The sequence below is a fragment of the Planctomycetota bacterium genome (assembly GCA_016125255.1).
GTDB lineage: Bacteria > Planctomycetota > Phycisphaerae > Phycisphaerales > Zrk34 > RI-421.
The window spans coordinates 1-24,067 of record WGMD01000028.1 but is presented as its reverse complement, the minus strand read 5'-3'; the positions used below and the strand labels follow the sequence as shown (position 1 = coordinate 24,067).

Here is a 24,067-nt window from a genome sequence, read left to right as displayed (position 1 = left end):
GAAGGTGATTATTCCTTCACTTCGAACTCGGCGTCGATGACGTCGTCGCCGCCGGATTTTTTGCCGGCGCCGGCGGGTTCGCCGCCGGGGGCGGCGCCTTCACCGGATTTGCTCGCGGCTTCGTAGGCGGCTTTGCCGAGTTCCATGGCGGCGTTGTTGAGGGTTTCGACGGCCTTGTCGAGCGCGGCCTTGTCCTCGCCCTTCATGGCTTCCTCGACGCCCGTCAGCGCCCGCTCGATGTTCGTGCGGGTTTCCTGGCTGACCTTGTCGCCGTGCTCTTCCAGACTCTTTTTCACGGAGTACACGAGCGTGTCGGCGTGGTTCTTGGCGTCGATGAAGTCGCGGCGCTTCTGGTCCTCGGCGGCGTGGGCCTCGGCGTCCTTCTTCATCCGCTCGATCTCATTTTCATCCAGGCCCGACGAACCCTTGATCTCGATGGACTGTTCCTTGCCGGTCGCGGTGTCCTTGGCCTTGACCGCCAGGATGCCGTTGGCGTCGATGTTGAACTCGACTTCGATCTGCGGCTGGCCGCGGGGTGCGGGGGGGATGCCGGTGAGGTTGAACATGCCCAGCGTGCGGTTGTCCTTGGCCATCGGACGTTCGCCCTGAAGCACATGGACCGTCACTTCGGTCTGGGAGTCGGTCGCGGTGGAGAAGACTTCCTTCTTGGAGGTCGGGATGGTGGTGTTGCGTGGGATGAGCGCGGTCATGACCCCGCCGAGCGTCTCGATGCCCAGCGACAGCGGCGTCACGTCCAGCAAGAGCACATCCGACGACCCGCCCTTTTCCAGTTCGTTGGCGAGAATCGCCGCACCGACGCTGACGACTTCGTCGGGGTTGATGGAGCGATTAGGCTCCTTGTTGAAGAGTTCCTTGACGAGCGCCCCGACGGCGGGGATGCGCGTCGACCCGCCGACGAGGACGACTTCGTGAATGTCCGACGGCTTGAGCTTGGCGTCCTGCAGGGCGGCGAGACAGGGTTTGCGGAGGCGCTCGAGCAGGTCCTTGATGAGCGCTTCGAGTTTCGCGCGGGTCAGGTTCATCTGCAGGTGCTTCGGGCCGGACTGGTCAGCGGTGATGAACGGCAGGTTGATGGTGGTCTCAAGCTGCTTGGACAGTTCGCACTTGGCCTTTTCCGCCGCTTCCTTCAAGCGCTGCAGCGCCATCGGATCGTTGCGCAGGTCGATGCCCTGTTCCTTGCGGAACTGCTCAGCGATGTGGTCGATCAGGCGCTGATCGATGTCGTCGCCGCCGAGGTGGGTGTCGCCGTTGGTGGAGCGGACCTGGAAGGTTCCGACTTCGGGGTCGATTTCGAGAATGGAGATGTCGAAGGTTCCGCCGCCGAAGTCGAACACGGCGACGGTTTCCTCTTTCTTCTTGTCGAGGCCGTATGCCAGCGCGGCGGCGGTCGGCTCGTTGATGATGCGCATCACGTCGAGCCCGGCGATCTCGCCCGCTTCCTTGGTCGCCTGGCGCTGCGAGTCATTGAAGTACGCGGGGACGGTGACGACGGCCTTGGTGACCTTCTCGCCGAGGTAATCCTCCGCGGTCTTCTTGAGGTCCATCAGCACCTTCGCGCTGATTTCCTGCGGCGTGTACTGCTTGCCGTCGACTTCGACCTTGACGAGCTCCTTCTGCCCGCCGGTCACTTTGTAGGGGACGATCTTCTCTTCGGATTCGACTTCGCTGTGCCGCCGGCCCATGAAGCGCTTGATGGAGTAAACGGTGCGCTTGGGGTTGGTGACCTGCTGATGCTTGGCGGACTGACCGACGAGGACTTCGCCCTTGTCGGTGAACGCCACGACGGACGGCGTGAGCCGATTGCCGGAGGAGTTGACGAGCACTTTGGGGGAGCCGCCTTCGACGACGGAGACGACGGAGTTGGTGGTTCCCAAGTCGATGCCGATGGGTTTGGACATGATCCGTACCTCTGATGTTGACGCGGCCCGGAGCCGCCGTGAGTAATGCTGCCTGTACCATAAAGCCGGGGCACACGGGCTGCAACGGCTTTCCCATGCCTGAAAGTGCAAGAGCGATGCCACCCGATCGGCGTCATAACCCCTTGTCAATGCTTATCCCGCGCCGCAAGCTGATCTGCCATCCGACTCTTCCGGGGCGGCGGCGTCTGCCATTGTGACAGCGGCTCACTTCTTCTTTTTCTTGAAAAGCTCCTGCAAGCCCTGCTCCAAAAGCTCCTCGGATGCGCTCTTTTTGGGCTGCGCGGCGGGCTGCTGCGTCGCCGGCTTGGGCTGCGTCTGCGTGGCCGGCTGCTGCTGCTGCTGCGTCTGCTGCGTCGCGGGGGTTACTTTCTCGGCGGGCCAGGGGAAGGGCTTTTTCGCCGGGGGGGCGGGTTCGACTTCCTTCTTGGAGAACGTCTGGGCCGCGGCGCCGACGCCCTGAATGACCTGACCGACGATGCCGCCGACCGTTTCGCCGCCGACCTGGCTGGCGATCCCGCCGGAGGTCAAAAGCAGAATGCGGGCGGACAGTTCCTTCTTGTCCGGTCCGAGCTGATCGATCGGGCCTTCCATGATGAACTGATCCACGTAATCGGGATTGTCGGAGAAGACGGTGATGCCGTAGATCTTTCGCATGGCGCGTTCGGCGATGCCCAGCACCATGCGCCCGTGATTGCGCGCCATGTCCAGCTTGCCCCATGTGGCGAGCTGGTAGTCCTCGCCGATGAGCATGTCCATGCGGCCCAGCGTCAGCACGCCGTTGACGAGACTGAAATCCATCGGCGTGAACCACGCGGGCACTTCGTCCTTCTGAAGCTGACTGATGACGCTGCCGAAGTCGCGCTTCGCAAGCTTGCCGACGGTGGCGGGCAGCGTGGTGATCGTCTCGATCACGCCCGCGTTACGCATGATCAATTTGCCCGGATCAAGCATCGCCACGGGCATGTTGATCTTCTCGATCGAATAGTCGCGGATCGGGAAGCGGAAGTCCTGATGTCCGATGACCAGCTTCGCCGGCGTCTCGGACTTGACCGCCTCCTTGAGGATCGGATCGTTGAGGAAGGTGTGGCTGAAGTCCTCGGTGATCATCAACGTCGCCACGGCGTCCTGATCGAGCGTCAGGTAGCCATCGGTGATGCGGCCGCGCGTATCGACTTTCACATTCGTCGAGTCGAGCTTGAGCGTGACCGGGCCCTGCATGTGTTTGAGGTCCGTCGTGGCGACGAGGTCGGCCCGCTCGCCCACCAGCGCGGCCAGCTTGCCGTCGCCCTTGCCGAAAAGCGATTCGATCATCTCGCCCGGCATCGCGGCGATCTGCGCGTTGAGCTTGGCGGAGAGCTGATCGGTGACGACCTTGCCCGCCGCATCGAACACGTCGCCGACGGTTCCATCGACGAGCATGCGGCCGGTGAGCTGCGGGTTGGCCTCGTCGAGTACGGCGGCTTCGACATGCAGCGTCGTCGGCTGCGCGAGCGTCGGGGCGGCGGCGGTGATCTTCAATCCGTCGAGCGAAAGCGTCTTGCCGCTGGCGGTTTCCTTGAAGGTCATGCGCGAAGCGCTGATCGCCGCGCTGAGGGCGACCTTCGACGGGTCGAACGAACCGGTCGCCTCGCCGTTCGCCGCAGCCGGCGCGGGCGGAGCCGCCATCGGGTTCGGATAGCTGAGTTTGTCGATGGCGACAGCGAGCGTGACGGGATTGACGAGCGTGTGCTGGTCCTTCATGGCTGGTCGCAACGCCGCATACGCCGCGGGCGTGATGATCCATTTGACCGTCGCCGGGCGCGAAAGCGTCAGCAGATCGGCGAGCTTGAGCCCCGCATCGACGGCCAGGTCCTCGCTGGCGAGATTCACATCGACCGTCCCCGTCGGCTTGGCGCCCCCGGGGCCCCCGCTGACTTTCGCGGCGGCGGTCAGCGTCACCTTGTCGCCGATCAGCGGGGACCATTCGCCGCTCTTTCCGGCGAAGGCCTCGACGACGCTGGTGGGCAGTTCCTTGAGCGTGACGCTCGCATCGACATCCGCCGCGGCGACCTGCATCGCCCCCGCTGCGTCGAACAGCTTGCCGACTTTCGCATCGACCGTCAGCGGACCGGGCGTCGTCTGACCTTTGACGCTGGCCGCGCCATTGAGCGCGACGCTCGCCGTCCCCGCCGGACCGTCGAAGGCGAGCCCCGCCTGCGTGTCGCTGAGCGTCGTGCCGTCGAGTTTCTCGTTCCCCGTCAGCACGAGCTTGGTGATCGCGACCTCCGCACCGGCCTGCACCTTGTTGAGCGCGAAGCCGGCGGTGGGGGCGGTGAGCTTGCTGAGTTTCAAGGTGATCGTCGCCGGTTCGCCGAGCGTGGGCTGACCTTCCTTGACCGCGCCGATCTGGCGAAGCTGATCGGGCGAGAGGGTCATGCTCAGCGACATCGGCTCCGAGAGCGTGAACACCTGCTGCACATCGATCACGCCCACCAGAGCCGTGTTGACCTTCGCCGCCTCGACGCTCGCGCGCACGTTCGTCCCGTTGATCGCCGGAGCGATCGCCGCGCCCAGAGCGACATGCTCACCCAACAGCACCGCGATCGGATCCTTGGGTCCCGCCGCATCGAGCGTCATCTTCATCGTCAGCGCGACCTTGCTCACCGCCAAGTCCTTGAGCGGCAGGGCCAGGTCGTCGATGGACAGCGCGACGGGCGTCGGGCCGGTGATGGCGTACGCATCGGGGATCGAGATGTTGAGCCGCTTGAGCAGGGCGGGCGTGAGCACCATGTTCGCCTTGGCCGGCTCGATGAGCGCGACGCGGCTCAGATCGCCCGGCGCCATCGCGGTCAGCTTCGCATTGAGCTTGGCGGACGCCAGCGCGAGCGTCGCATCAATCGGCTTGAGCTTCGAATCCTTGTCCAGCCCCGTCGATGCCTCCGCGCTGACCGAGAGCTGCGCGCCGCCGGTGAGCATCGCGATCAGGTCGGCCGTCGGCTGCGAAGCGAGCGCGCTGAGGTGCACCTTCAAAGCCGCCAGCGATTCGCCGTCGATCGAGAGGTTGAGTTTGTCGAGGAGCACTTCGCCCGCCGTCGGCACGCCGGCGACGTCGATCGTGTCCGTGGTCAGCGCGGCTTTGAGTTTCGTCGCGGCGGGGTTGAACGCCGGCTTGCCCGCTTCGGGGCGCGGGGCGGTCAGCTCGTGGATCATCACCACGGCGGTCAGCGGCTTCTGAAGCGTCATCGCCGGGTTCCCGCCCATGAGGCGCGTCGCCAGCGCCGGCGAGATTTTGGCCGTGACTTTCGCATCGCGCAGCGCGATCGTCTCCGCCCATATCAGCGACAGGTTCTCCGCCTGCACGTTGTCGGTATGGATCGACAGCGTCGCCTGCGCGGTGTCGGACCCGGTGCTCGTCGCGGTCGCGTCGAGGTTCACGATCGGGCCCAGCGCTTCGACGATCAGCCCGTTCTGTTTGGCGATCTGGTCGATCAGGGCCGTGGGCACGCCCTGCACCTGCGCCTTGGCGTTGACCTTGAGCTTGTCGAGCTGAAGCTGTTTGTCCGCGTTGTACAGGCCGCTCACGTCGGCGTTGACGGCGATTTTGCCCGGCTGATTCTTCTGCGTCGTGTCGGCATTGAGCGCGACGGCGAGCGCCTCGGCGAGATTCTTCGTCTCGACCGTCGCCGCCAGATTGCGGATCGTCACATCGCCGATCGTCTCGTCGCCGACGAGCGCGATGTCCGAGTCGGCGGAGAACTTGACCGCCAGTTCGACCTTCGACGGATCGAACCCGCCGGCCGGGGCGCGCAGCGTCGGGATCGACAGCGTCAGCGGCGCCGGGGCCTTGAGCTTCATCGCGCTCTGACCGGCGGCGAGCTTCTCGACGAGCGCCGGGGTGAGCGTCATATCGACGCTCGCCGGCTCCGTCAGCGCGAACACGCCGTCCGCCACGCGCCCGATGAGCTTCACATGCGCATTGGGACTCGTCAGATTCACCGCAAGATTCTGCGACGTCGCCGTCACCTCCGCCGCCACGCTCGCGTCGAGCTTGCTGCCCAGCGCGGCGGTGAGCTTGCCGCCCAGCCCGGCGATCTGATCGACGCCGTCGACCGGCAGATTGTTCGCCTTCACGTGCGCTTCGATATGCGACTTGTCGCCCGTGACCAGTCCGTCGGCCGCGAACAGGTCGGTCAGCTTGGCGTCCACCGCCAGGTCGCCGGACAGCTCGCCCTGTTTGCTCCTGGCGGTGAGGTTCACGGTCATGGCGTCCCGGATCGACGGCAGCGAGGCGGAGGCATTGATGTTGTCCACCACGACCGGCTCGACGTGCGGCGTCGCCAGCGACACCTTCGCGTTCGTGATCTGCGCCTGCAGCGCCAGCGTCGGCGGCACCTTCGCCGGCTCATCGCTCGGCGGCGACGGATGAATCAGCTCGACCGCCCGCCGCAGATTGCTCACGCCGTTTTCGTCCACATAGAAAGACGCGTCCAGCCCGTCGACGACCGTCTTGCCCAGATCGAGATTCCCCCGCACCGCCGACAGGAGCGACAGGTCGGTCGACGCCTTGGCGAGTTTGATGACGGGTTTGCCTTCCGGGTCCAAAAGTTCGACGCCCGAAAGCGACTGCCCGCCGAGCCAGCTCAGATTCAGGCCGTCGATCTTGACCGACCCCTTGATCATCCCGTTGACGGTCGAGACGACGAAGCCCTTGCCGACCGTGCTGATGAGCATCGGGGCGAGGAGGACGAGAAGGATGAGGAGCAGAACGATGCCGCCGAGGATTTTGGGCCAGCGTTTCTTCCTGCGGGCCGGTGCGTTCGGAGGCGTGTGGGTCGAATGGGCGTCGGTCATGATCGATCCCCTGTCATGCAAAAGAAAGTCATCTCACTCGGGACCAGTGATATTGTAGTGGATAGTCGGTTGGAGGGCCCATCCCGCCATGGCGCGGCACGGATTTATTGAAGGCCCCAGAAGACGCGCGTGACGATCCAGTCGTTGTCGGTCATGGTCAATAGTCGGTACAAGACGAACCACCAACCAAGGACGGCAATCATGATCGCAGCGGCGCCGAGAACCCGATCAGGCGTCTTGACCATGATGATGCTGCGGATACTGAGCCAGGTTCCAAGGACCATCGTCATGATGCCAATCGCACCGGTGATTCGATCTTCACACATCGCGACTTGAAACCAAGCCCCAAAACTGATCAAAGAAAGAGTCAGCGCAACCAGTGGCATCCTGTCATATTGCCGGCACGCAGCATAAATAATGACGATCGCCAGCCCGAGGCAAGCAAGCAGCAGGGGCACGATCGCCAGCGCAATGAACGACGCAACCAGCAGAGCGGCGAGCGCAACCGTCGCCCATGATGCGAGGTACCATCGACGACGGGGTGGTGAAACTTCGACGGGCCCGGAAAGGGGATCAGGCGTTGTCACGTCAGTGATACGCGACCCGGAAAATGCGGTTCGGTTTGGGCGAGGCCCCGCCCCGCTGAAGCGGGGCGGGCCGGCTTCCGGGGGTCAGACGGCGGCGGGTTGGGTGATGTCGAGCATGCGCTGGAGGGCGATGAGACTCCAGGCACGCGTGTTGGCGTCGACCTTGACCTGATTGACGACCTTACCCTCGGCGAGGTTGTCGAGGGCCCAGAGCAGATGCGGCGGGTCGATGCGGTACATGGTGGTGCAAAGGCATTGGCAATCGGACAGGATGCGCACGCTCACGCCGCGCTTCGCCGCTTCGTTGGCGAGCCGGTTGACCATATGCACTTCCGTCCCGACGGCCCATTTACTTCCGGGCTTGGCGTTGCGGATCGCCTTCATGATCGCTTCCGTCGAGCCGCTCATGTCGGCTTTCTGCACGACTTCGTAGATGCATTCGGGGTGGACGATGACGGTCGTGTCGGGATCGTGGGCCTTGATCTGGTCGACGTGCTCGGGGCGGAAGAGCTTGTGCACGGAGCAGTGGCCCTTCCAGAGTATGACGCTCGAGCGCACGATCGCCTCGGCGTTCGTCCCGCCCATGCCCATCGGCGAGCGCGGGTCCCAGAGCGTCATATCCTCGCGAATGTCGTAGCCCATCGCTGCGGCGGTGTTCCGCCCGAGATGCTGATCGGGGAAGAACATGACCTTGATCTGCTCATCGTCGCTGCGCGGCACCGTTCCGCCGGCGAAGGCCCATTCGAGAATCGCCCGCGCGTTGCTGGAGGTGCACACCGCCCCGCCATGCTCGCCGACGAAGGACTTGATCGACGCGGCGGAGTTCATGTACGTAATCGGAATCACGCGCGCGTTCTGCCCGGCCGCGTTGATCGATTCGTGTATCTGCTCCCATGCATCAAACACATCGTCGTACGCCGCCATGTCGGCCATGGAGCACCCCGCCGACATGTCCGGCAGAATCACGGCCACGTCCTCGGGCGTGAGGATGTCCGCCGACTCGGCCATGAAATGCACGCCGCAGAAAATGACGTACTTCGCGCCGACTTCTTCGACTTTCTGAGCGGCGAGCTGGCTGAGCTTGAACGAGTCGCCGAGGAAATCGGCGTGGGCGACGACGTCGTCGGCCTGATAGTGGTGGCCGAGGATGACAAGCTGATGACCGAGCTGGGCCTTGCGGGCGCGGATCGCGGCGGCTAGGTCAGCGTCGCTCATCGAGCGGTATTTTTCAGGCAGGGATCCTTGCCAGAGCATGTTGCGATGTCTCCACCATGCGGGTTTTTTCCGGGTGTACCGCCCGTCGCCCGCACAAGGTAGTATAGGAGCATCCACGATCTTCGCGAAGATCATGCACTGGAGCAAAGACCTTGAAGTACTACATCGGACTGGACCTGGGTGGGACGAACATCAAAGGCGGCCTGCTCGACGAGAAGGCCAACGTCGTCGCCCAGCACAGCATCCCCACCGAAGCCAAACAGGGCCCGGAGCATGTCTTTGATCGCCTTGCGTTCATGGCGGGCAAGCTGATGGCGGACGCCAAGGTCGAGGCATCGCAGATCAAGGGCATCGGCGTCGGCACGCCCGGGCCGGTCGATCGCAACGGCGTGGTGCTCTCGGCGCCGAATCTGGCGGGTTGGAAAAATGTCCCGCTCGCGTCGGAATTGAACAAGCGCATGCCGATGCCCATCAAGATCGTCAACGACGCCGACGCCGCGGGGTATGGGGAATATTGGGCCGGGGCGGGTCGCGATGAGTCGATCAAGTACCTGATCCTGCTGACGCTCGGGACGGGCGTCGGCGGCGGGATTGTCCTTGACGGTAAGCTCTACGCCGGTTCGTACGGGGCGGGTGCGGAACTGGGTCACACGATCATTCAGCTCGACGGCGAGCCGTGCGGCTGCGGTCAGCGCGGCTGTCTGGAACAGTACACCAGCGCGACGGCGATCGCGCGTTCCGCCGCCCGCGCCATGGCCGCCGGCGAGAAGACCAGCTTGCCGGCCAATCCGACGACGCGCCAGGTTTTCGAAGCCCTCGAAGCGGGGGACGCGCTGGCGGAGAAGGTCGTCAACCGGGCGTGCGAATACCTGGGCATCGCGTGCGTGAATTTCGTGCGGACGTTCGATCCGCAGATGATCGTGCTCGGCGGCGGCGTGGCGGCGGCGGGCGAAGCGCTGTCCAAACGCGTCCGCGCCAGCTTCATGAAACACACCTGGCGCATCGTCGAACCCAAAGTCATCATCACCACCGCCACCCTCGGCAACGATGCCGGCTTCATCGGCGCCGCGGGCATGACCCGATCGGCGTGATGCGCGGCTTCTGTCTTTGATTAACCAATAGCAAATGCCTAATAGCAATTGACCAATGCATTGGCTATTAGGCATTGGGCATTTGCTATTGGTTAATGAAGGCAGAAGGCCGAACCTGCCGCCGTACAACGCCCGAATAACCCACCACATCGGTTAAGCCGCCCCGTGGAACAGCCGAATACATCATTATCCCCACCGCTGCGCGCCGAATTTCCGGCAGGCGACGGCTTGGGGTATGAGGGTGGAAAATGGCTCGATCGTCGGACGTGCAATCTTCGCTTCAGCTTTACCTGAAGCAGATCAACCAGACGCCGCTGCTCACCGCCGAGCAGGAGAAGGAACTGGCCTGGCGCATCATCAACGACGGATGCATGGCCTCGCGCGAGCACATGATCAGCGCCAACCTCCGACTCGTCGTCTCCATCGCCAAAAAGTACGCCAACCGCGGCCTCCCCCTGCCGGACCTCATCGAAGAGGGCAACGTCGGGCTCGTCAAGGCGGTCGAATCCTTCGACCCCACGCAGGGCGCGCGCTTCTCGACCTACGGGTCCTGGTGGATCAAGCAGGCCATCAAACGCGCGCTCATCAATGCCGTGCAGCCCATTCACATCCCCGCCTACATGGTCGAACTGATCACCAAGTGGAAGCGCGCCAAGCGGCAGCTCGAGGAGCAGCTCGGCCGAACGCCCACCCTCGAAGAACTCGCCGAGACGCTTCAGCTTCCCGCCAAGAAAGTGCGGCACATCCGCAACGCCGTCCGCGTCTTTCAGCGGCCCAGCCAGTCCACCGCTTCCAACAGCGACGGCGAATCCGTCTCGCTGCACGACATGCTCGCCGACGAAAACACCCCCGCGCCCGAGCATGACATGCTCCAGCGCGATCAGTTCAAGCATGTCCACAAGCTGCTGGACGTCATCGACCAGCGCGAAGCGACCATCCTCCGCTTGCGCTACGGGCTCGACGGCTCCGAGCCGCTGACCCTCAAGGAAATCGGCGAGAAAATCGGCCTGACGCGCGAGCGCGTGCGGCAGCTCGAAATCGAAGCGCTCAAGAAGCTCAACATGCGCATGAGCGGCGAGCGCAAGAAGCGCAAGCCCGCCGCTTCGCCCACACCCGCCAAACCCCGCCTTCGCCGAAGCGCCTCCACCTGGCGCTGACGCCGCTTGCCGCTCAGCAGCCGCGGCCCATACGTGGTATCGTGTCGCCTCATTCGTTGAAAGGTTGATGCGATGCGCATGTTCGTCTGTTTTTTCCTCGCGTGTCTGATGATGGGGCCCGTCGCATTCGCGCAGGACGATCCGTTCAACGTCAGCGTCTACATCGAGAACGACGGCTCGTTCCTCAAGCCCAATCATTCGACCGATCGGCACTACACCAATGGGTTCCGCCTCACCGCGGCGCATCATCCGGATTGGGCCAACGATCTGGCGGACGCCATGGAACCGGTGTTCTCGCTCGGGCCCGTCGCCGATCGCAAGACGGCGTTCGGGTATTCGTTCGGGCAGAACATGTACACGCCCGACGAGATCACGATTGCGACGCTCATCCCCGGCGATCGGCCGTACGCCTGCTGGCTCTACGTCGGCGGGTATCTTCAGCGGCAGGTGGACAACGTGTTCGATCATCTGGAGTTGAACCTCGGCGTTCTCGGGCCGGCGGCTCAGGGCGAGGGGACGCAGAAGTTCGTGCATCGGCTCGTCGGCGCGGACGAGCCCAAGGGATGGGACAACCAGATCGGCAACGAGTTCGCGTTCGATCTGGTGTACCGGCGGAAATGGAAAGTGGCGCTGTCGCCGGCGGAGCAGGTGTTCCGCGCGGAATTGATTCCGACGGTCGGCGGGGCGGCGGGACTGCTGCGCGTGCAGGCGGAGGGCGGGGCGACGTTCCGCGTCGGATGGCAATTGCCCGACGACTTCGGGCCCGGCCGACTCGACGATCCGGCCTCGGCGACGCGGATCGCATACAACCACGACAAGCCCGGATTCTACGGCTTCGTCCGACTCGGCGGTCGGCTCGTCGCGCATGACGCCACGTTCGAAGGCGGCAACTTCGGGCACGACCACGGCGTCGACCTTCAGCATGCCGTCGGCGAAGCGCAGTTCGGACTGGTCTTCCTCTACAGATGGTTCGAAATGAGCTACGCGCAGACCTACCTGACCGAACAGTTCAAAGGCCAGCACGGCGGTGACTCTTACGGTGCGCTGGTGTTCACGTTCAAGTGCGATTTCTGATTGAAGCGGTCAGGCATCGGGGATCAGGGGTCGGGGATCAGGGATCAGCAAGACAATTGTTCGCCAGTGCCTTTCAATGACCATTGACAAATGCCTAATGCCTAATGACAAATGCATGGGTCATATCGATCGATCGTCACGGAAACTTCGTCCGTTTCGCGGCGTCGGCGGTTGTGTTGTCGCAGAGTTCGACGATGTGGCCGTCGGGATCGGTGACGAACAGTTGCCACGCGCCGTCGGGCCGGCGCTGGCGCGGCTTGTGCGGCGCGCCGCTGGATTGAATGTGCGCCTCCGCCTCGTCGAAGTCGGCGACGTGGAGGGCGAAGTGGGTGCCGCGGTTGTGCGAATGAGCCGGCAGGACCCGCCCGGCGATCAGGTGAAGCTGACGCCCGTCGCCCAACTCGAACCACGCCCCGTCGAAGTCGAACTCGGGGCGGGGCAACTGACGTAACATCATCACATCCCGGTAAAACGCGATGCTCCTGTCGACGTCCGCGATGTGTATCGCCACATGGTTAAGCTCGATGATGCGGATCATGGGGCGATTATATGACGAGGCCTTGCGAAGTGGGATAAAATGGGTGCTATGCCACGCGATTATTACGAAATTCTGGGCGTCAAGCGCGATGCCGACGATGCGGCGATCAAGAAGGCGTATCGCAAGCTCGCCAAGAAGTTTCACCCCGATGTGAACAAGGACGCCGGTGCGCAGCAGCGCTTCGCCGAGGTGCAGGAAGCGTACGATGTGCTCTCGGACAAAACCAAGCGCGGCAACTACGACCAGTTCGGCCACGCCGGCGTCAACCTCGGCTCCGGCGCCGGTCCCGGCAGCTCGGGGGCTGGTCCGCGCGGACAGCGCACCACCTATGGCGGACCCGGCGGGTTCAACGTTCGTTTCGATCAGCAGGGCGGCGGCGTCCGGCTCGACGATGTGTTCGAGCAACTGTTCGGCGGACACAGCCGCGGCGACAGCGGGTTCGGCGTCGGCGGGGACTTTCATCAGCAGCGCGGCCCGACGCCGGGCAAGGACCTGGAAACCTCCGTCACCGTCCCGTTCCTGCAAGCAGCGCAGGGCGGCACCGTCACGCTCAAGCTCTCCGGCTCCGGCGGGCCGCAGAGCATCGAGATGAAAATCCCCAAGGGCGTCGACGACGGCGCGAAGCTGCGCCTGCGCGGCAAGGGCCAGCCCTCGCCCAATGGCGGGCCGGCGGGCGATCTGATTCTGAGCGTGCATGTCACGCCGCACCCCTGGTTCAAGCGCGACGGGCTGGACCTGTCTCTGGACGTGCCGGTGTCGATCGACGAGGCGGTGTTCGGCGCGACGATCCAGGTGCCGACGCTTGGCGGCAAGGCGAACCTGAAGATTCCCCCGCATACCTCCAGCGGGGCGAAACTGCGCATCCGCGGCGCGGGCATCGAATCCGCCAAAGGCCAGAAGGGCGACTTCTACGCGCGCATTCAGATCAAGGTGCCCGACCAGCTCGACGCGGAGGCGACGGCGGCGCTGGAAAAATTACGCGGAAAACTGCCGGATGCCCGACATGATCTGGGCTGGTAAAATCGAAACCGTTCGAGGCACGTAGCGGCAATACTGAAAAGAGAAGACTGCGGGAACGTCATGGATGGACAGGCAGCTCACGACGCCGGGAGGCGCGCGATGAATCAGGCGGTGTTTCTGGATCGTGACAACACGATCATTCACAATGACGGCGACCTGGGCGACCCCGAGCAGGTCAAGCTCATTCAGGGAGCCGCCAGCGCGATCGCCTCGCTTCGCGGCCTCGGTTACAAGATCGTCGTCGTCACCAATCAGGGCGGCGTCGCACGCGGCAAGTACACCGAACAGGACGTGCAGGCGGTCAATGAGCGCATCGCGCGGACCGTGCATCAGATGTCCGGCGCGACGATCGACCGCTTCTACTATTGCCCGTTCCACCCGCAGGGCTCCGTCGAAAAGTACAAGCGCGAGCATCCGTGGCGCAAGCCCCAGCCGGGCATGATCACGCAGGCGATCGCGGACATGAAGCTCGACCCCAGCGCGTGCTGGATGGTGGGCGATCAGATGCGCGATGTCGAAGCGGGACACGCGGCGGGCGTCCGCACCGTGCTGCTGCGCGACGACGCCGTCGAGAAACCTTCGGGCGACGTCGAACCCGATGCGGTGGCGCGGAATCTGGTGGAGGCGGTGCGCGTGATCGCGCAGCATCGCCGTTCGGATCACCCGGCCGGTTCGGCTGCTGCGGCCGCGGAGACGGCTGCGGCGGCGAAGCCGACGCACCCGGCGGTCGAGCCGCTGACGGCCTCGAGCACCGTCGCCAAGCCGCCGCGCAAGCCCGTGCGTCCGTTCAAGCCCTGGACGATTCAGCCGGTCATCGTCGACGTGCCGGAGGAAAAGTCCGACGCATCGTCGACGCCGGTCGAGGCCAGGCAGGCCAGTCCGCCGCCGAAGGTGTCGCCCCCGACGCCGCCGGAGCCGGTGCATGCGGAGAAGGTCGTCGAGGAGTTCAGCGAGCAGGTGGAGCAGGCGGTGGCGGCGGCGGTCGATGCGGCTGATGCGGCCGAGGAACCGGCCGAGGAAGCGCCCGCGTCGGCGCACCCGGCGACGGTGGACCTGGCCCCGGAGGAAGTGCCTTTGAGCGGGACGCGGACCGAGATGCTGCTCGAGCAGATTCTGCGGTCGATGAAGCATCGCACGGCGGATCACGACGACTTTTCGATGCACAAGATGCTCGCCGCGGTGTTTCAGATGCTCGCCGTGGCGTGCGCGGGGTTCGGCCTGTTCATGGTCGGCGACCCGGTGACTTATTTTCAGTGGATCACCGGCGCGGTGCTGGCCCAGCTTGCGGTCATCACGCTGCTGATGCTTCATGGGCAAAAATAGCGCGTGACCCCGTTACAATACTCGCCGTGACTCCGACTGCGCCGACACAGGTTGAACGCATGCTGGTCGTCCTGCCCTCATGGGTGGGCGATGTGGCGATGGCCACCCCGACGCTCCGCGCCCTGCGCGGGCTTTACCCGGCGGCGCACATCTCGCTGCTCGTCAAGTCGTACGTCGCGCCGGTGATCGAAACCGCCCCGTGGCACGATCGCATCTTCCACATCCGCACCACCCGCCGAACCGCCGGCTCCGCGTCCAACCGCCGGCGGACCACCGGCGCGCTCGCCGCCCGGCTGCGCCATGGCAACTTCGATCTGGCCGTCCTTTTGCCCAACAGCTTCCGCTCCGCCGTCATCTGCAAGATGGCCGGCATCGAGCGCCGCCTCGGCTACGACCGCGACGGGCGCGGGCTCCTGCTGACCGATCGGCTTTTGCCGATGAAGACCAGGGGGCAGTACACGCCGGTCTCCGCCGTCGACTACTACCTCGGCCTCGCGCGCTATCTCGGTGCGGCCGGCTCCGATCCGCGCATGGAGCTTTTCACGCGCCCCGAAGACGACGCCCGCGCGACAGCGATGCTCGATGCCGCCGGCGTCGACCGCACGAAGCCCATCGTCATGATCAACCCCGGCGCCGCCAATCATGGAGACGCCAAGCTCTGGCCCGCCGCACGCTTCGCCGCCGCCGCCGATCGGATCATCAGCGCCGCCGGCGCGACCGTCCTCGTCAATGGCTCCCCCAAGGAGCGCGCGATTCTCGACGAGGTGCACGCCGCCGCGTCGCACCCGCTCGTCGATCTGCCCAGACTCGGGTCGAACCTGACGCTCCTTAAAAGTCTCGTTCGACAATGCAATCTGATGATCACCAATGACACCGGCGCCCGACACATCGCCGCGGCGTTCGACGTGCCGCTCATTTCCCTCTTCGGTCCGACCGACCCGCGATGGACCGCCCTCGAGGCCCATGCCGAAAACATCATCCGTTTCGACGTCGATTGCCCCGCCTGCCGGGCCGGCGGGCGCGGCGAGCACATTTGCATGACCGCCATCGGCGTCGAAGCCGTCGTCCAGGCCGCCCTGCGACAACTCAATGTGGCGACGGACCGCTGATCGCATGAATATCGCCATTCTCATCGAGAAATTCGACCCCGCCGCCGGCGGTGCGGAGCGCTCCACCGAGCAGATCGCCCGACGACTTGTTGAGCGCGGGCATTCGGTGACGATCCTCACCGGTCGGGCCGCGCCCGATGCGATGAGCGGCGTGACGATCCGCGCCTGCCCCGGCCTGCCGCCCAAGTTCGCCGCCGGGCTGATCCATTACGCCCACTGGTCCACGCGCGAACTGGCGCGCGGCAAGTTCGATGTCAGCTTGTCGATGACCACCGCCGCGCCCGCCGCCGTCGTCGAACCGCGCGGCGGCACGGTGCGAGAAACCCTCGCCCGCAACGTCGCCATGCGCTCCACGGAACTGAAGCGCCTCCTCAAACAGATCAGCATCGCGCTGACGCCCAAACAGCTCGCGCTCCTCGCCGCCGAGCGCCGCACGCTCAACAGCCCGCTGGTGAAAAAGATCGTCGCGATCAGTCCGTATGTCGCCGATCAGCTCTTTCACCATTACACGATCAGTTCCCGCCGCATCGCCTTGATTCCCAACGCGGCGGAGATTCGGCCGATGAGCCAGGCGGAGCGCGCGGCGCTGCGTGACAAGACGCGGGACGTGCTCGGGCTTGAGCCGTATCACGTCGTGTTCTTCTTCGCCGCGATGAACCCGGGGCTCAAAGGGCTCAGCTACCTGCTCGATGCCTTCGCCAAACTCAAGCCGGTGCAGCCCCGCGCCCGGCTCATCGTCGCCGGCACGCTCGCCCACCGCCCGCAGGAACAGGTGCATGCGCTGGGCCTGTCGCACGAAGTCAAATGGGTCGGCCCGACGCGCCAGATGGACGCGCTCTACACCGCCGCCGACGTCACCGTCCTGCCCACCTGGTACGACCCCTCCAGCAAGGTTATTCTCGAATCGCTCCTGCACGGCGTCCCCGCCGTCAGCACGCGCTACAACGGCGCCTCCCAATGGATCGCCGCCCCGCAGGGCGAGCCCGTCGCGCTCTCGCCGTTTGATGAAAACATCGAGATGCCCGCCGGCGAAGGTCAGGCCGGGCGCGTGATCGCTTCGCCGACAGATGTCGCGGCGCTGGAGCGCGCGATGGCGGAACTTTGCGATGACGATCTCCGCGCCCGCTGCGCCGCCGCGACGACCGGCCTCGCCGCCCGCATCAGCATGGACGTCCACGTCGACGCGCTCGAACAGGTCCTCATCGAAGCCGCATCGACCCCCTCTCCCTCCGGGAGAGGGCTGGGGTGAGGGTGCGCCGCAGTCGCGCACGCTTCGATGCACACGACATTTCAACACATGGCGTCTTCAAAAGGGTCGTCGCTCATATTTGAGAGCACCCTCACCCTGACCCTCTCCCGGAGGGAGAGGGAACCGGATCGCCTCACTTCTCTTCAATCTCAATCGCCGTCTCGCCTTCGTAGCGATACAGCTTGCCGGGCTGTTCCTGTTTGCGGCAGAGTTTGTGATGCCCGTCGCAGAGCGGGTAATTCTGCGACAGGCCGCACATGCAGATCCATGTGCTTTCGCTCGACGCTTTAATCTCATGCGGGCCGGTCGCTTCGTGACGGATGAGTCGGGCCATGGGGCGCTCCTTTTGTTGTGACGCACACTTTAACACGCGGACGGTCACACAATGAAAAAGGCCCCACTCGCTTCAGCGAGTCGGGCCCATGATGCGATCGAATGCGAAGTGATCAGCGGGCGGAGGCCGGCTGGTTTTTACCGACGAGTTCGTCGTTGGTTTTGTAGTGCTCCAGCGCCTTAAGAAGCTGCTCGACCTGCTGGAGGGGCGGCATCGTCAGGAGCCGGCGGCGCAGGGCGGTGGTCGTGTCGAGCGTGGGCTGATCGATGAGCAGATGCTCCTTGCGCGTGCCCGAGGCGGCGAGGTTGATCGCCGGGAAGACACGGTGATTGGCGATGTCGCGGTCGAGGATCATCTCCATGTTGCCCGTGCCCTTGAACTCTTCGAAGATGAGTTGGTCGCCGCGCGAGCCGGTGTCGACGAGGCAGGTCGCGAGGATCGTCAGCGAACCGGCTTCCTCCGTATTGCGCGCGGCGCCGAAAAGCTGCTTGGGGATCGACAGCGCGGAGGCATCGATACCGCCGGACAAGGTGCGCCCGGTCTGAGCGATGCCGGGGGCGGTGTTGAACGCACGCCCGACGCGTGTCAGCGAATCGAGCAGAATGACGACATGCTTGCCTTCCTCGGCGAGCCGCTTGGCCCGCTCGATGCCCATGATCGCCAGCCCCACGTGACGCTCCGGCGGATGATCATTGCTCGACGCGAGCACATCGCAGGGCACATTGCGGCGGAAGTCCGTCACTTCCTCCGGCCGCTCATCGATGAGCAGCGCGTACACGATCACGTTCGGATGATTCTTCTGAATCGCGAAGGCGATCTGCTGAAGCAGCGTCGTCTTGCCGGCCTTGGGAGGCGAGACGATCAAACCGCGCTGGCCGTACCCGATCGGGCAGAACAGATCGATGAGCCGACACGCCGGCGGGCAGCCGGGGTATTCGAGCGTCAGCCGGGGCTGCGGATCGATGCTCGTGCGCGTTTCGAGGGCGGGGAAGCCCTTGTACTGATCGACGGGAATGTGATCGATTTCGAGAATCTGCTCGACGCGCGGCGCCGCCCCGAGTTCCTTCGCGAGCCGCGACTTTTTCTTTTTCTTCTTCTTGCCGTTGGGTTCGGGTCCGCGCTTGGCGCCGACGATGCAACTGACCGTCAGCCCGGTGCGGAGCCCGTACTGATCGATCAGGCGCGTCGGGATCAACGGATCCTCCGCCCGCTCGACGAGGGTCTTGTCCAACAGGCGCAGACGACCATCGGTGGTCTGCGACAGATCAATCACGCCAGTGCGTTGACTCATTTTCGGTTGTGCTCGTGGGATGATTCGGTAAAGACAGGCCGGCCCTTGGGGCTGCGCCGCATCGCTGACCGAACATCCGCGTGTTTACCGATTGCCCGGCGGCGAGAAAATGGCTCTGACACCCGCCGAACGCTCGAATCGTCTCGGTTCCCCGCCCGCCTCTTTGTTGGGCGAAGCTCCCCCGACTGATAAAGACATTATCGCCCATCCGATCCGGTTTGTCCAGTCCCATTTTCAACCCCCCTTCAATCAACGTCGATTCAGAGCCTTTTGCCGCACTTGGCGCAGAAATTCGCCTCCGCCGCGTGCCCCGCCCCGCAGGTGGTGCAGTAGCCCGTCGGCGCCTCCTGCGTGAATCCTTCGCGCAGCCCGCTGGCCATCGCCCGAGCGCTCGTCCGCACCCCTTCCTGCGTCCCCTCCGCCAGATCGTTGACCGCATCGCTCGCCACCGGCGCCATCTCATTGGCCTGATAGCGCATCATCGCGCCCAGATATCCGTTGAGCGTCATCACCGCGCCGACGAAGATCAAGAGCATCCCCGCGAACGGCGAAAAGTGAAACGCCATGTTCCCGTGCACAAAAATATCGTAAATGCCCCACGCCACCATGCTCAGCCCCGCGATGAGCACCGACGGTCCGATCAGCTGCAGACTCGAACGCATGCGCGCGTGATGCCCCGAACGATCGAGTCGTCGGCACGTCATCGGCTTGTCCATGTCGTGTGTCATACCCCTATCGTAGCACGCCCCCGTTTTCATCCGCGGCAAAACCCCGACGGCGCGCTCCATCTTCGCCAATCCAAAGCTCAGCGATCGCCACCTTTGGGCGTTCGCACCTCCCGTCATGGCGCTTCCTCTTTGTACACCTCGGACCAGACCCACGCCCCTTGCGGCGTGATGTAGCCCCATCGATCGCCGATCTTGGCCATGGCCCGGTTATTATGGAACTCGGCGATTTCGTCGAACTTCGCTTCAATCACCAACTTCCCATTCAAATCGATGACGCCGTATTTGCCATTGATCTTGACGGGAGCGAGGTTCATATAAAACTTCCCGACGGACAAATATTGCGGCTTGACCACAAAATTCCCGGCATCATTGATGAATCCGAACCGCCATCGCCCCGGTGGGCCGACCGCCACAGGTGCGCGGCCATCGCAGAACCCTTCCGCAAATGAGAAGATCGGCGGAATCACCATCCGGCCCTGACGGTCAATGAAACCATACCTGTCTTCCGGCACGCGTGTCTTGACAGCCGCCAGACCTTCCGAAAAATCCTCTGCCATCAGATACTTCGGTTCGATCACGATCTTGCCCGACTTGTCGATGAATCCGCAGTCCCCGCCCGGCGCCCGCACCTTCGCCAATCCCCCCGAGAAACGGCTTGCTTCCTCGAACTGCGGCGCGATCACCATCTTCCCCGTACGATCGATGTATCCCCAATGTCCCTCCGCCGTCTTTACCGCCGCCAGATCCTCTGAGAACGAACAGGCTGACGGATACTTCAGTTCAATGACGACCTTGCCGTTGACGTCGATGAAGCCCCACTTCCCCGGATCAACGACTTCGGTGACCCCGGCTTCGCCTACGCGTTCCTTGTACCCCATGTTGACCGCCGCCAGCCCGTGTTCAACGGAAACCATGACATCGTATCGGGGCGGCACAACGACTTTGCCGGTTCCGTCGATCATGCCGTGCTTCGCCCCCTCAATGACGACAGCCCGACCTTCTTGAAACTCGTCGGCTGCCTCGAACGGCGTCGTGAAAACCACCTTCCCGTCCGCATCGATGTAACAAACCTTGTCGCCCTGATAAGCGACGAACAGCGGCGGATCATATTTCTCCGTTTGCGCTAAGCCGACAGGCGCCATCACGCTCATGATCGCAAACGCTCTCCACCACGCCCCAAATGTCCCCGGCGCCATGATATGCTCCTTAAAGAAAACCCCGTTGCGTCAATATCAGCCAATGATCGCCGCGCCCCGCACAAGTGTCAATATTCCCCGGCAGGACGCCTCGAAAGTTCAGCGACGGCCATCCCGTGCTTTGCCCTTTCGCCAATCTCAAAGCGCGTCAATGATCATCTTTCCGATCTCATCGCACTTGTACCCGCTGCGGTCGAGCTTTTTGCCGGTGAATTTGGGCGTGATCTTCACCACCGCCGCGCCGATCTTCCGGCCTGCCGTCACGGCGGCGCTCTCATTCTTGATGCGGCCGACTTCGCGGAGGAGCAGGCCCATCGAATCAATCGCGGCGATCGGGTTGGCGATGTTCTGACCGGCGATGTCCGGGGCGCTGCCGTGCACGGGTTCGAACATGCTCGGCGCCACGCCGTCGGGATTGAGGTTGCCCGACGCCGCGATGCCCATGCCCCCGGCGATCGCCGCGCCAAGGTCCGTGATGATGTCCCCGAACATGTTCGGCACGACGATCACATCGTAAACCTCGGGGCTCGCCACCATGTACATGCAGCACGCATCGACATGGTGATACCCCGTCTGCACATCGGCGTACTCCGCCGCGACTTCCTTGAACGTCCGCAGCCAGGTGTCGCCGGCGAAGTTGAGCACATTCGTCTTATGCACCAGCGTCAAATGCTTCCGGGTCCGCGTGCGCGCCAGCTCGAACGCATAGCGCACGCACCGCTCCACGCCGTAGCGCGTCGCCACCATCGTCTGATTCGCAACCTCCTGCGCCGTCCCCTTCCGCATGATCCCGCCCAGCCCGCAGTACAAATCCTCCGTGTTCTCCCGGACGCAGACGAAGTCGATGTCCTTCTCCGTCTTATTCTTGAGCGGCGTGTCGATGCCCGGATACAGCTTGACCGGACGCAGATTGATGTACTGGTCCAGATCAAATCGCAACTTGAGCAGGATGCCCTTTTCGATGACGCCCCCGGCAAGGCGCGGGTCGTTGGGCTTGCCGCCGACCGCTCCGAGCACGATGGCGTCGAACTTGCGAAGCTCGGCGATGTCGGCGTCGGTGAGTACGTGACCGGTCTGGATGAAATGCTCCGCCGAGAAGGGGAAGTCCTTCGTCGTATAGCCGAGCTTGACGCTCGGCGCGATCGCCTCGAGCACGCGCAGCGCCTGCCGCGTGACTTCCGGCCCGATCCCGTCGCCGCCGATCACCGCAAGATTCAGTGACATTTCGCGTTCCTTCCTGCCCCCTCTCCCCTCGGGAGAGGGCTGGGGTGAGGGTGCATTCGCATGAGGTCTGTTCCCGCTTCGCGCAGGGTCGCTAGTGATAGCACCATCATCGCATCCGATCAACTGGACGACCCGACCCCCTTGCCCTAATCTACGATTCTGATGGGGCTGGAACTTCACATCCGAAGCGCGACGAGCCACCAGACCGTAACCATCGGCTCCACCCCCATCACCATCGGACGCCACCCCGGCAACGTCGTCCGACTCGTCGACGACCGTACCAGCCGCTACCACGCCGTCATCGAATACAACGGCAACGAAGTCAAAGTCCTCGACCTCGGCTCGCGCAACGGCACGCGCCTCAACGGCGACCGCATCACCAGCGCGACCTTCAAGCCAGGCGACGTCGTCAAAATCGGCGGCGTCGAAATCGCCCTCATCCAAACCACCGCCGCGCCTCCCATGCCGCGGACCGAGCAAAGCGAAGTCCCGGATCTCGGCGAACCCGTCGATGAAGTTCAGCTCGTCCCTGAAGACGAAGCCCCCGCCTCCGTCAAAGCGCCGAAATCGCCCAAGCGTCCCGCCGCCAGGCCGCCTAAAAAGGCGCCCGCCAAATCGACCGTCACACTCGATGACGATGACGATGAGCTTTCGCCCGACATCGTCGATGAAAATCACAAATCACTGCACAACGTCATCGCGTCCCTGCCCGCCGGTGCGATCACCGCGTCGGACGTGCGGCTCATCAACGCGCGCGACGAAGTGGTCCAGTCGGCGCACGACCAAAGCCCCGCCACGTCGATGCTCAAACAGATTCTCGTCCTCTGCGCCCGAAGCGCCGCCTCCGATGTGCACATCGACCCCAAGCGCGACGAGGTGCATGTCCGCATCCGTGTCGACGGCATGATGGTCGACGCGGTGACGCTACATAAAACCGTGGCGACCAAACTCGCCGGCGTCATCCGCATCCTCTGCGACATGGACATCGCCGCCCGGCAGACGATTCAGGAAGGCCGCTTCTCCGCCATGCTCCCCGGCCGGCGAGTGGACTACCGCGTGTCGATCACGCCGTCGATGCACGGGCACAAGATCGCCCTGCGCGTGCTGGATCAGGCGGTCGGCCCGCAGCGCCTCGCCGACCTGGGCCTGCCCGACTGGATGCACAACCAACTGCGCGGCCTGCTCAAACAGGACGCCGGCATGCTCGTCGTCTGCGGGCCCACCGGGTCGGGCAAAACCACGACGCTCTACGCCGCCCTGCGCGACATCGATGCCCATCAGCGCAACATCATCACCATCGAAGACCCCCCCGAATACCAGATCGAGGGCGTCACGCAGATACCCATCAACGAAGCGCAGGGCAACACGTTCTCGACGCTCCTGCGGTCGCTCCTGCGTCAGGACCCCGATGTCATCATGCTCGGTGAAATCCGCGACCCCGAGACGGCCCGCGTGGCGCTCCAGGCCTCGATGACCGGCCGATTGGTGTTTTCGACCGTGCATGCCAGGGACGGGATCGGGACGATTTTTCGGTTGCTCGATCTGGGCGTCGAGCCGTATCTGATCGCGTCGGCGCTAAACATGGTGCTGGCGCAGCGGCTGGTGCGGCGGCTGTGCGATCACTGCAAGCAGGGCGCGCCGCTCAAGCCGCAGCAGATGATGAAGATGGGCCGATTCGCCGAGGGATGCAGCCAGATTTTTTATCCCGCCGGCTGCCCCAAATGCCTCAACACCGGTTTCCACGGCCGGGCGGCGATCTACGAACTATTGACGACCAATCAGGACATGCGCGACATCATCCTCGACAAACCCACCCACGCGGACCTCCGCCGCGCGATGAACATGGAAGTCTTCAACAGTCTCAAAGACTCCGGCTACCGCATGGTCGCCGAAGGCGTCACCCCGCTGGATGAGATCGAGCGGGTGCTGGGGACGGAATAATCCGGCCCCCCGCCCTTGAGGGCGGGGCTGGGGGCGGGTGAGGCGCATCAGTTTGCGCGGGTTTCGTTTCGATGCGGACGTGGCTTGGGGCTGACACGATTCACCCCCACCCAACCCTCCCCCTCGAAGGGGGAGGGCTTCTGCCCCCCCGCCCTTGAGGGCGGGGCTGGGGGCGGGTGAGGCGCATCAGTTTGCGCGGGTTTCGTTTCGATGCGGACGT

18 protein-coding genes are annotated in these 24,067 nt (G+C 64.1%); 8 read left to right on the top strand and 10 right to left on the bottom strand.

What is annotated here, in order from left to right:
* Window positions 1-8 precede the first annotated feature (8 nt).
* The 4 genes from dnaK to nadA all read right to left on the bottom strand — a co-directional run bounded on the left by dnaK (window position 9) and on the right by nadA (window position 8,611).
* Window positions 9-1,919 (bottom strand): molecular chaperone DnaK, encoded by a 1,911-nt coding sequence (dnaK, locus tag GC162_17930; protein MBI1370519.1) that lies wholly within the window; start codon window positions 1,917-1,919, stop codon window positions 9-11.
* A 225-nt stretch (window positions 1,920-2,144) separates the two neighbouring features.
* On the bottom strand, window positions 2,145-6,770 hold the full coding sequence (locus GC162_17925; protein ID MBI1370518.1) for a hypothetical protein: 4,626 nt from the start codon (window positions 6,768-6,770) through the stop codon (window positions 2,145-2,147).
* A gap of 104 nt (window positions 6,771-6,874) precedes the next feature.
* Entirely contained in the window at window positions 6,875-7,228 is a 354-nt protein-coding gene (locus tag GC162_17920) for a hypothetical protein (GenBank protein ID MBI1370517.1), read from the bottom strand.
* A 213-nt stretch (window positions 7,229-7,441) separates the two neighbouring features.
* Complete coding sequence (gene nadA / locus GC162_17915) at window positions 7,442-8,611, bottom strand: quinolinate synthase NadA (protein MBI1370516.1); 1,170 nt, start codon at window positions 8,609-8,611, stop codon at window positions 7,442-7,444.
* Window positions 8,612-8,724: 113 nt separating this feature from the next.
* On the opposite strand from nadA, the gene GC162_17910 reads away from it, so the two are divergent.
* From GC162_17910 to GC162_17900, 3 genes are all read left to right on the top strand, one after another.
* The gene (locus GC162_17910; protein ID MBI1370515.1) at window positions 8,725-9,663 is read left to right on the top strand and encodes an ROK family protein; all 939 of its coding nucleotides are present in this window, start codon (window positions 8,725-8,727) and stop codon (window positions 9,661-9,663) included.
* Window positions 9,664-9,911: 248 nt separating this feature from the next.
* Complete coding sequence (locus GC162_17905; protein ID MBI1370514.1) at window positions 9,912-10,820, top strand: sigma-70 family RNA polymerase sigma factor; 909 nt, start codon at window positions 9,912-9,914, stop codon at window positions 10,818-10,820.
* Window positions 10,821-10,892: 72 nt separating this feature from the next.
* Window positions 10,893-11,894 carry a DUF2219 family protein gene (locus tag GC162_17900; protein MBI1370513.1) on the top strand — a complete coding sequence of 334 codons (1,002 nt, stop codon included), beginning with the start codon at window positions 10,893-10,895 and terminating at the stop codon, window positions 11,892-11,894.
* Window positions 11,895-12,030: 136 nt separating this feature from the next.
* Here GC162_17900 and GC162_17895 read toward each other — a convergent pair whose 3' ends face one another.
* The gene (locus tag GC162_17895; protein ID MBI1370512.1) at window positions 12,031-12,429 is read right to left on the bottom strand and encodes a glyoxalase; all 399 of its coding nucleotides are present in this window, start codon (window positions 12,427-12,429) and stop codon (window positions 12,031-12,033) included.
* Window positions 12,430-12,471: 42 nt separating this feature from the next.
* Between GC162_17895 and GC162_17890 the strand changes: the two genes are divergently transcribed.
* From GC162_17890 to GC162_17875, 4 genes are read left to right on the top strand one after another with little or no spacing between them, the layout of a single operon-like run.
* Window positions 12,472-13,452: a DnaJ domain-containing protein gene (locus GC162_17890; GenBank protein ID MBI1370511.1), complete on the top strand. Its 981-nt coding sequence runs from the start codon at window positions 12,472-12,474 to the stop codon at window positions 13,450-13,452.
* Window positions 13,453-13,512: 60 nt separating this feature from the next.
* The gene (locus GC162_17885) at window positions 13,513-14,775 is read left to right on the top strand and encodes an HAD-IIIA family hydrolase (protein MBI1370510.1); all 1,263 of its coding nucleotides are present in this window, start codon (window positions 13,513-13,515) and stop codon (window positions 14,773-14,775) included.
* Window positions 14,776-14,801: 26 nt separating this feature from the next.
* Window positions 14,802-15,884 (top strand): lipopolysaccharide heptosyltransferase II, encoded by a 1,083-nt coding sequence (gene waaF, locus GC162_17880; protein MBI1370509.1) that lies wholly within the window; start codon window positions 14,802-14,804, stop codon window positions 15,882-15,884.
* Complete coding sequence (locus GC162_17875) at window positions 15,865-17,133, top strand: glycosyltransferase (protein MBI1370508.1); 1,269 nt, start codon at window positions 15,865-15,867, stop codon at window positions 17,131-17,133. The genes waaF and GC162_17875 overlap by 20 nt, the downstream gene beginning before the upstream one ends.
* Window positions 17,134-17,266: 133 nt before the next feature.
* Here the strand turns inward: GC162_17875 and GC162_17870 are convergent, their stop codons facing one another.
* From GC162_17870 to GC162_17850, 5 genes are all read right to left on the bottom strand, one after another.
* On the bottom strand, window positions 17,267-17,467 hold the full coding sequence (locus tag GC162_17870; GenBank protein ID MBI1370507.1) for a CDGSH iron-sulfur domain-containing protein: 201 nt from the start codon (window positions 17,465-17,467) through the stop codon (window positions 17,267-17,269).
* Window positions 17,468-17,579: 112 nt separating this feature from the next.
* The gene (locus tag GC162_17865; protein ID MBI1370506.1) at window positions 17,580-18,758 is read right to left on the bottom strand and encodes a transcription termination factor Rho; all 1,179 of its coding nucleotides are present in this window, start codon (window positions 18,756-18,758) and stop codon (window positions 17,580-17,582) included.
* A 260-nt stretch (window positions 18,759-19,018) separates the two neighbouring features.
* Window positions 19,019-19,486 (bottom strand): hypothetical protein, encoded by a 468-nt coding sequence (locus GC162_17860; GenBank protein MBI1370505.1) that lies wholly within the window; start codon window positions 19,484-19,486, stop codon window positions 19,019-19,021.
* A gap of 113 nt (window positions 19,487-19,599) precedes the next feature.
* Window positions 19,600-20,682: a hypothetical protein gene (locus GC162_17855; GenBank protein ID MBI1370504.1), complete on the bottom strand. Its 1,083-nt coding sequence runs from the start codon at window positions 20,680-20,682 to the stop codon at window positions 19,600-19,602.
* Window positions 20,683-20,820: 138 nt separating this feature from the next.
* On the bottom strand, window positions 20,821-21,906 hold the full coding sequence (locus tag GC162_17850; protein MBI1370503.1) for a 3-isopropylmalate dehydrogenase: 1,086 nt from the start codon (window positions 21,904-21,906) through the stop codon (window positions 20,821-20,823).
* A gap of 162 nt (window positions 21,907-22,068) precedes the next feature.
* On the opposite strand from GC162_17850, the gene GC162_17845 reads away from it, so the two are divergent.
* Window positions 22,069-23,847 carry an FHA domain-containing protein gene (locus GC162_17845; protein ID MBI1370502.1) on the top strand — a complete coding sequence of 593 codons (1,779 nt, stop codon included), beginning with the start codon at window positions 22,069-22,071 and terminating at the stop codon, window positions 23,845-23,847.
* Window positions 23,848-24,067: the final 220 nt, after the last annotated feature.

Bases quoted from the DNA above. Each gene is read 5' to 3' on its own strand.
- dnaK (MBI1370519.1), bottom strand. From the start codon at position 1,919: ATGTCCAAACCCATCGGCATCGACTTGGGAACCACCAACTCCGTCGTC.
- GC162_17925 (MBI1370518.1), bottom strand. From the start codon at position 6,770: ATGACCGACGCCCATTCGACCCACACGCCTCCGAACGCACCGGCCCGC.
- nadA (MBI1370516.1), bottom strand. From the start codon at position 8,611: ATGCTCTGGCAAGGATCCCTGCCTGAAAAATACCGCTCGATGAGCGAC.
- GC162_17905 (MBI1370514.1), top strand. From the start codon at position 9,912: ATGGCTCGATCGTCGGACGTGCAATCTTCGCTTCAGCTTTACCTGAAG.
- GC162_17900 (MBI1370513.1), top strand. From the start codon at position 10,893: ATGCGCATGTTCGTCTGTTTTTTCCTCGCGTGTCTGATGATGGGGCCC.
- GC162_17890 (MBI1370511.1), top strand. From the start codon at position 12,472: ATGGGTGCTATGCCACGCGATTATTACGAAATTCTGGGCGTCAAGCGC.
- GC162_17885 (MBI1370510.1), top strand. From the start codon at position 13,513: ATGGATGGACAGGCAGCTCACGACGCCGGGAGGCGCGCGATGAATCAG.
- GC162_17875 (MBI1370508.1), top strand. From the start codon at position 15,865: ATGTGGCGACGGACCGCTGATCGCATGAATATCGCCATTCTCATCGAG.
- GC162_17870 (MBI1370507.1), bottom strand. From the start codon at position 17,467: ATGGCCCGACTCATCCGTCACGAAGCGACCGGCCCGCATGAGATTAAA.
- GC162_17865 (MBI1370506.1), bottom strand. From the start codon at position 18,758: ATGAGTCAACGCACTGGCGTGATTGATCTGTCGCAGACCACCGATGGT.
- GC162_17860 (MBI1370505.1), bottom strand. From the start codon at position 19,486: ATGACACACGACATGGACAAGCCGATGACGTGCCGACGACTCGATCGT.
- GC162_17855 (MBI1370504.1), bottom strand. From the start codon at position 20,682: ATGGCGCCGGGGACATTTGGGGCGTGGTGGAGAGCGTTTGCGATCATG.
- GC162_17850 (MBI1370503.1), bottom strand. From the start codon at position 21,906: ATGTCACTGAATCTTGCGGTGATCGGCGGCGACGGGATCGGGCCGGAA.
- GC162_17845 (MBI1370502.1), top strand. From the start codon at position 22,069: ATGGGGCTGGAACTTCACATCCGAAGCGCGACGAGCCACCAGACCGTA.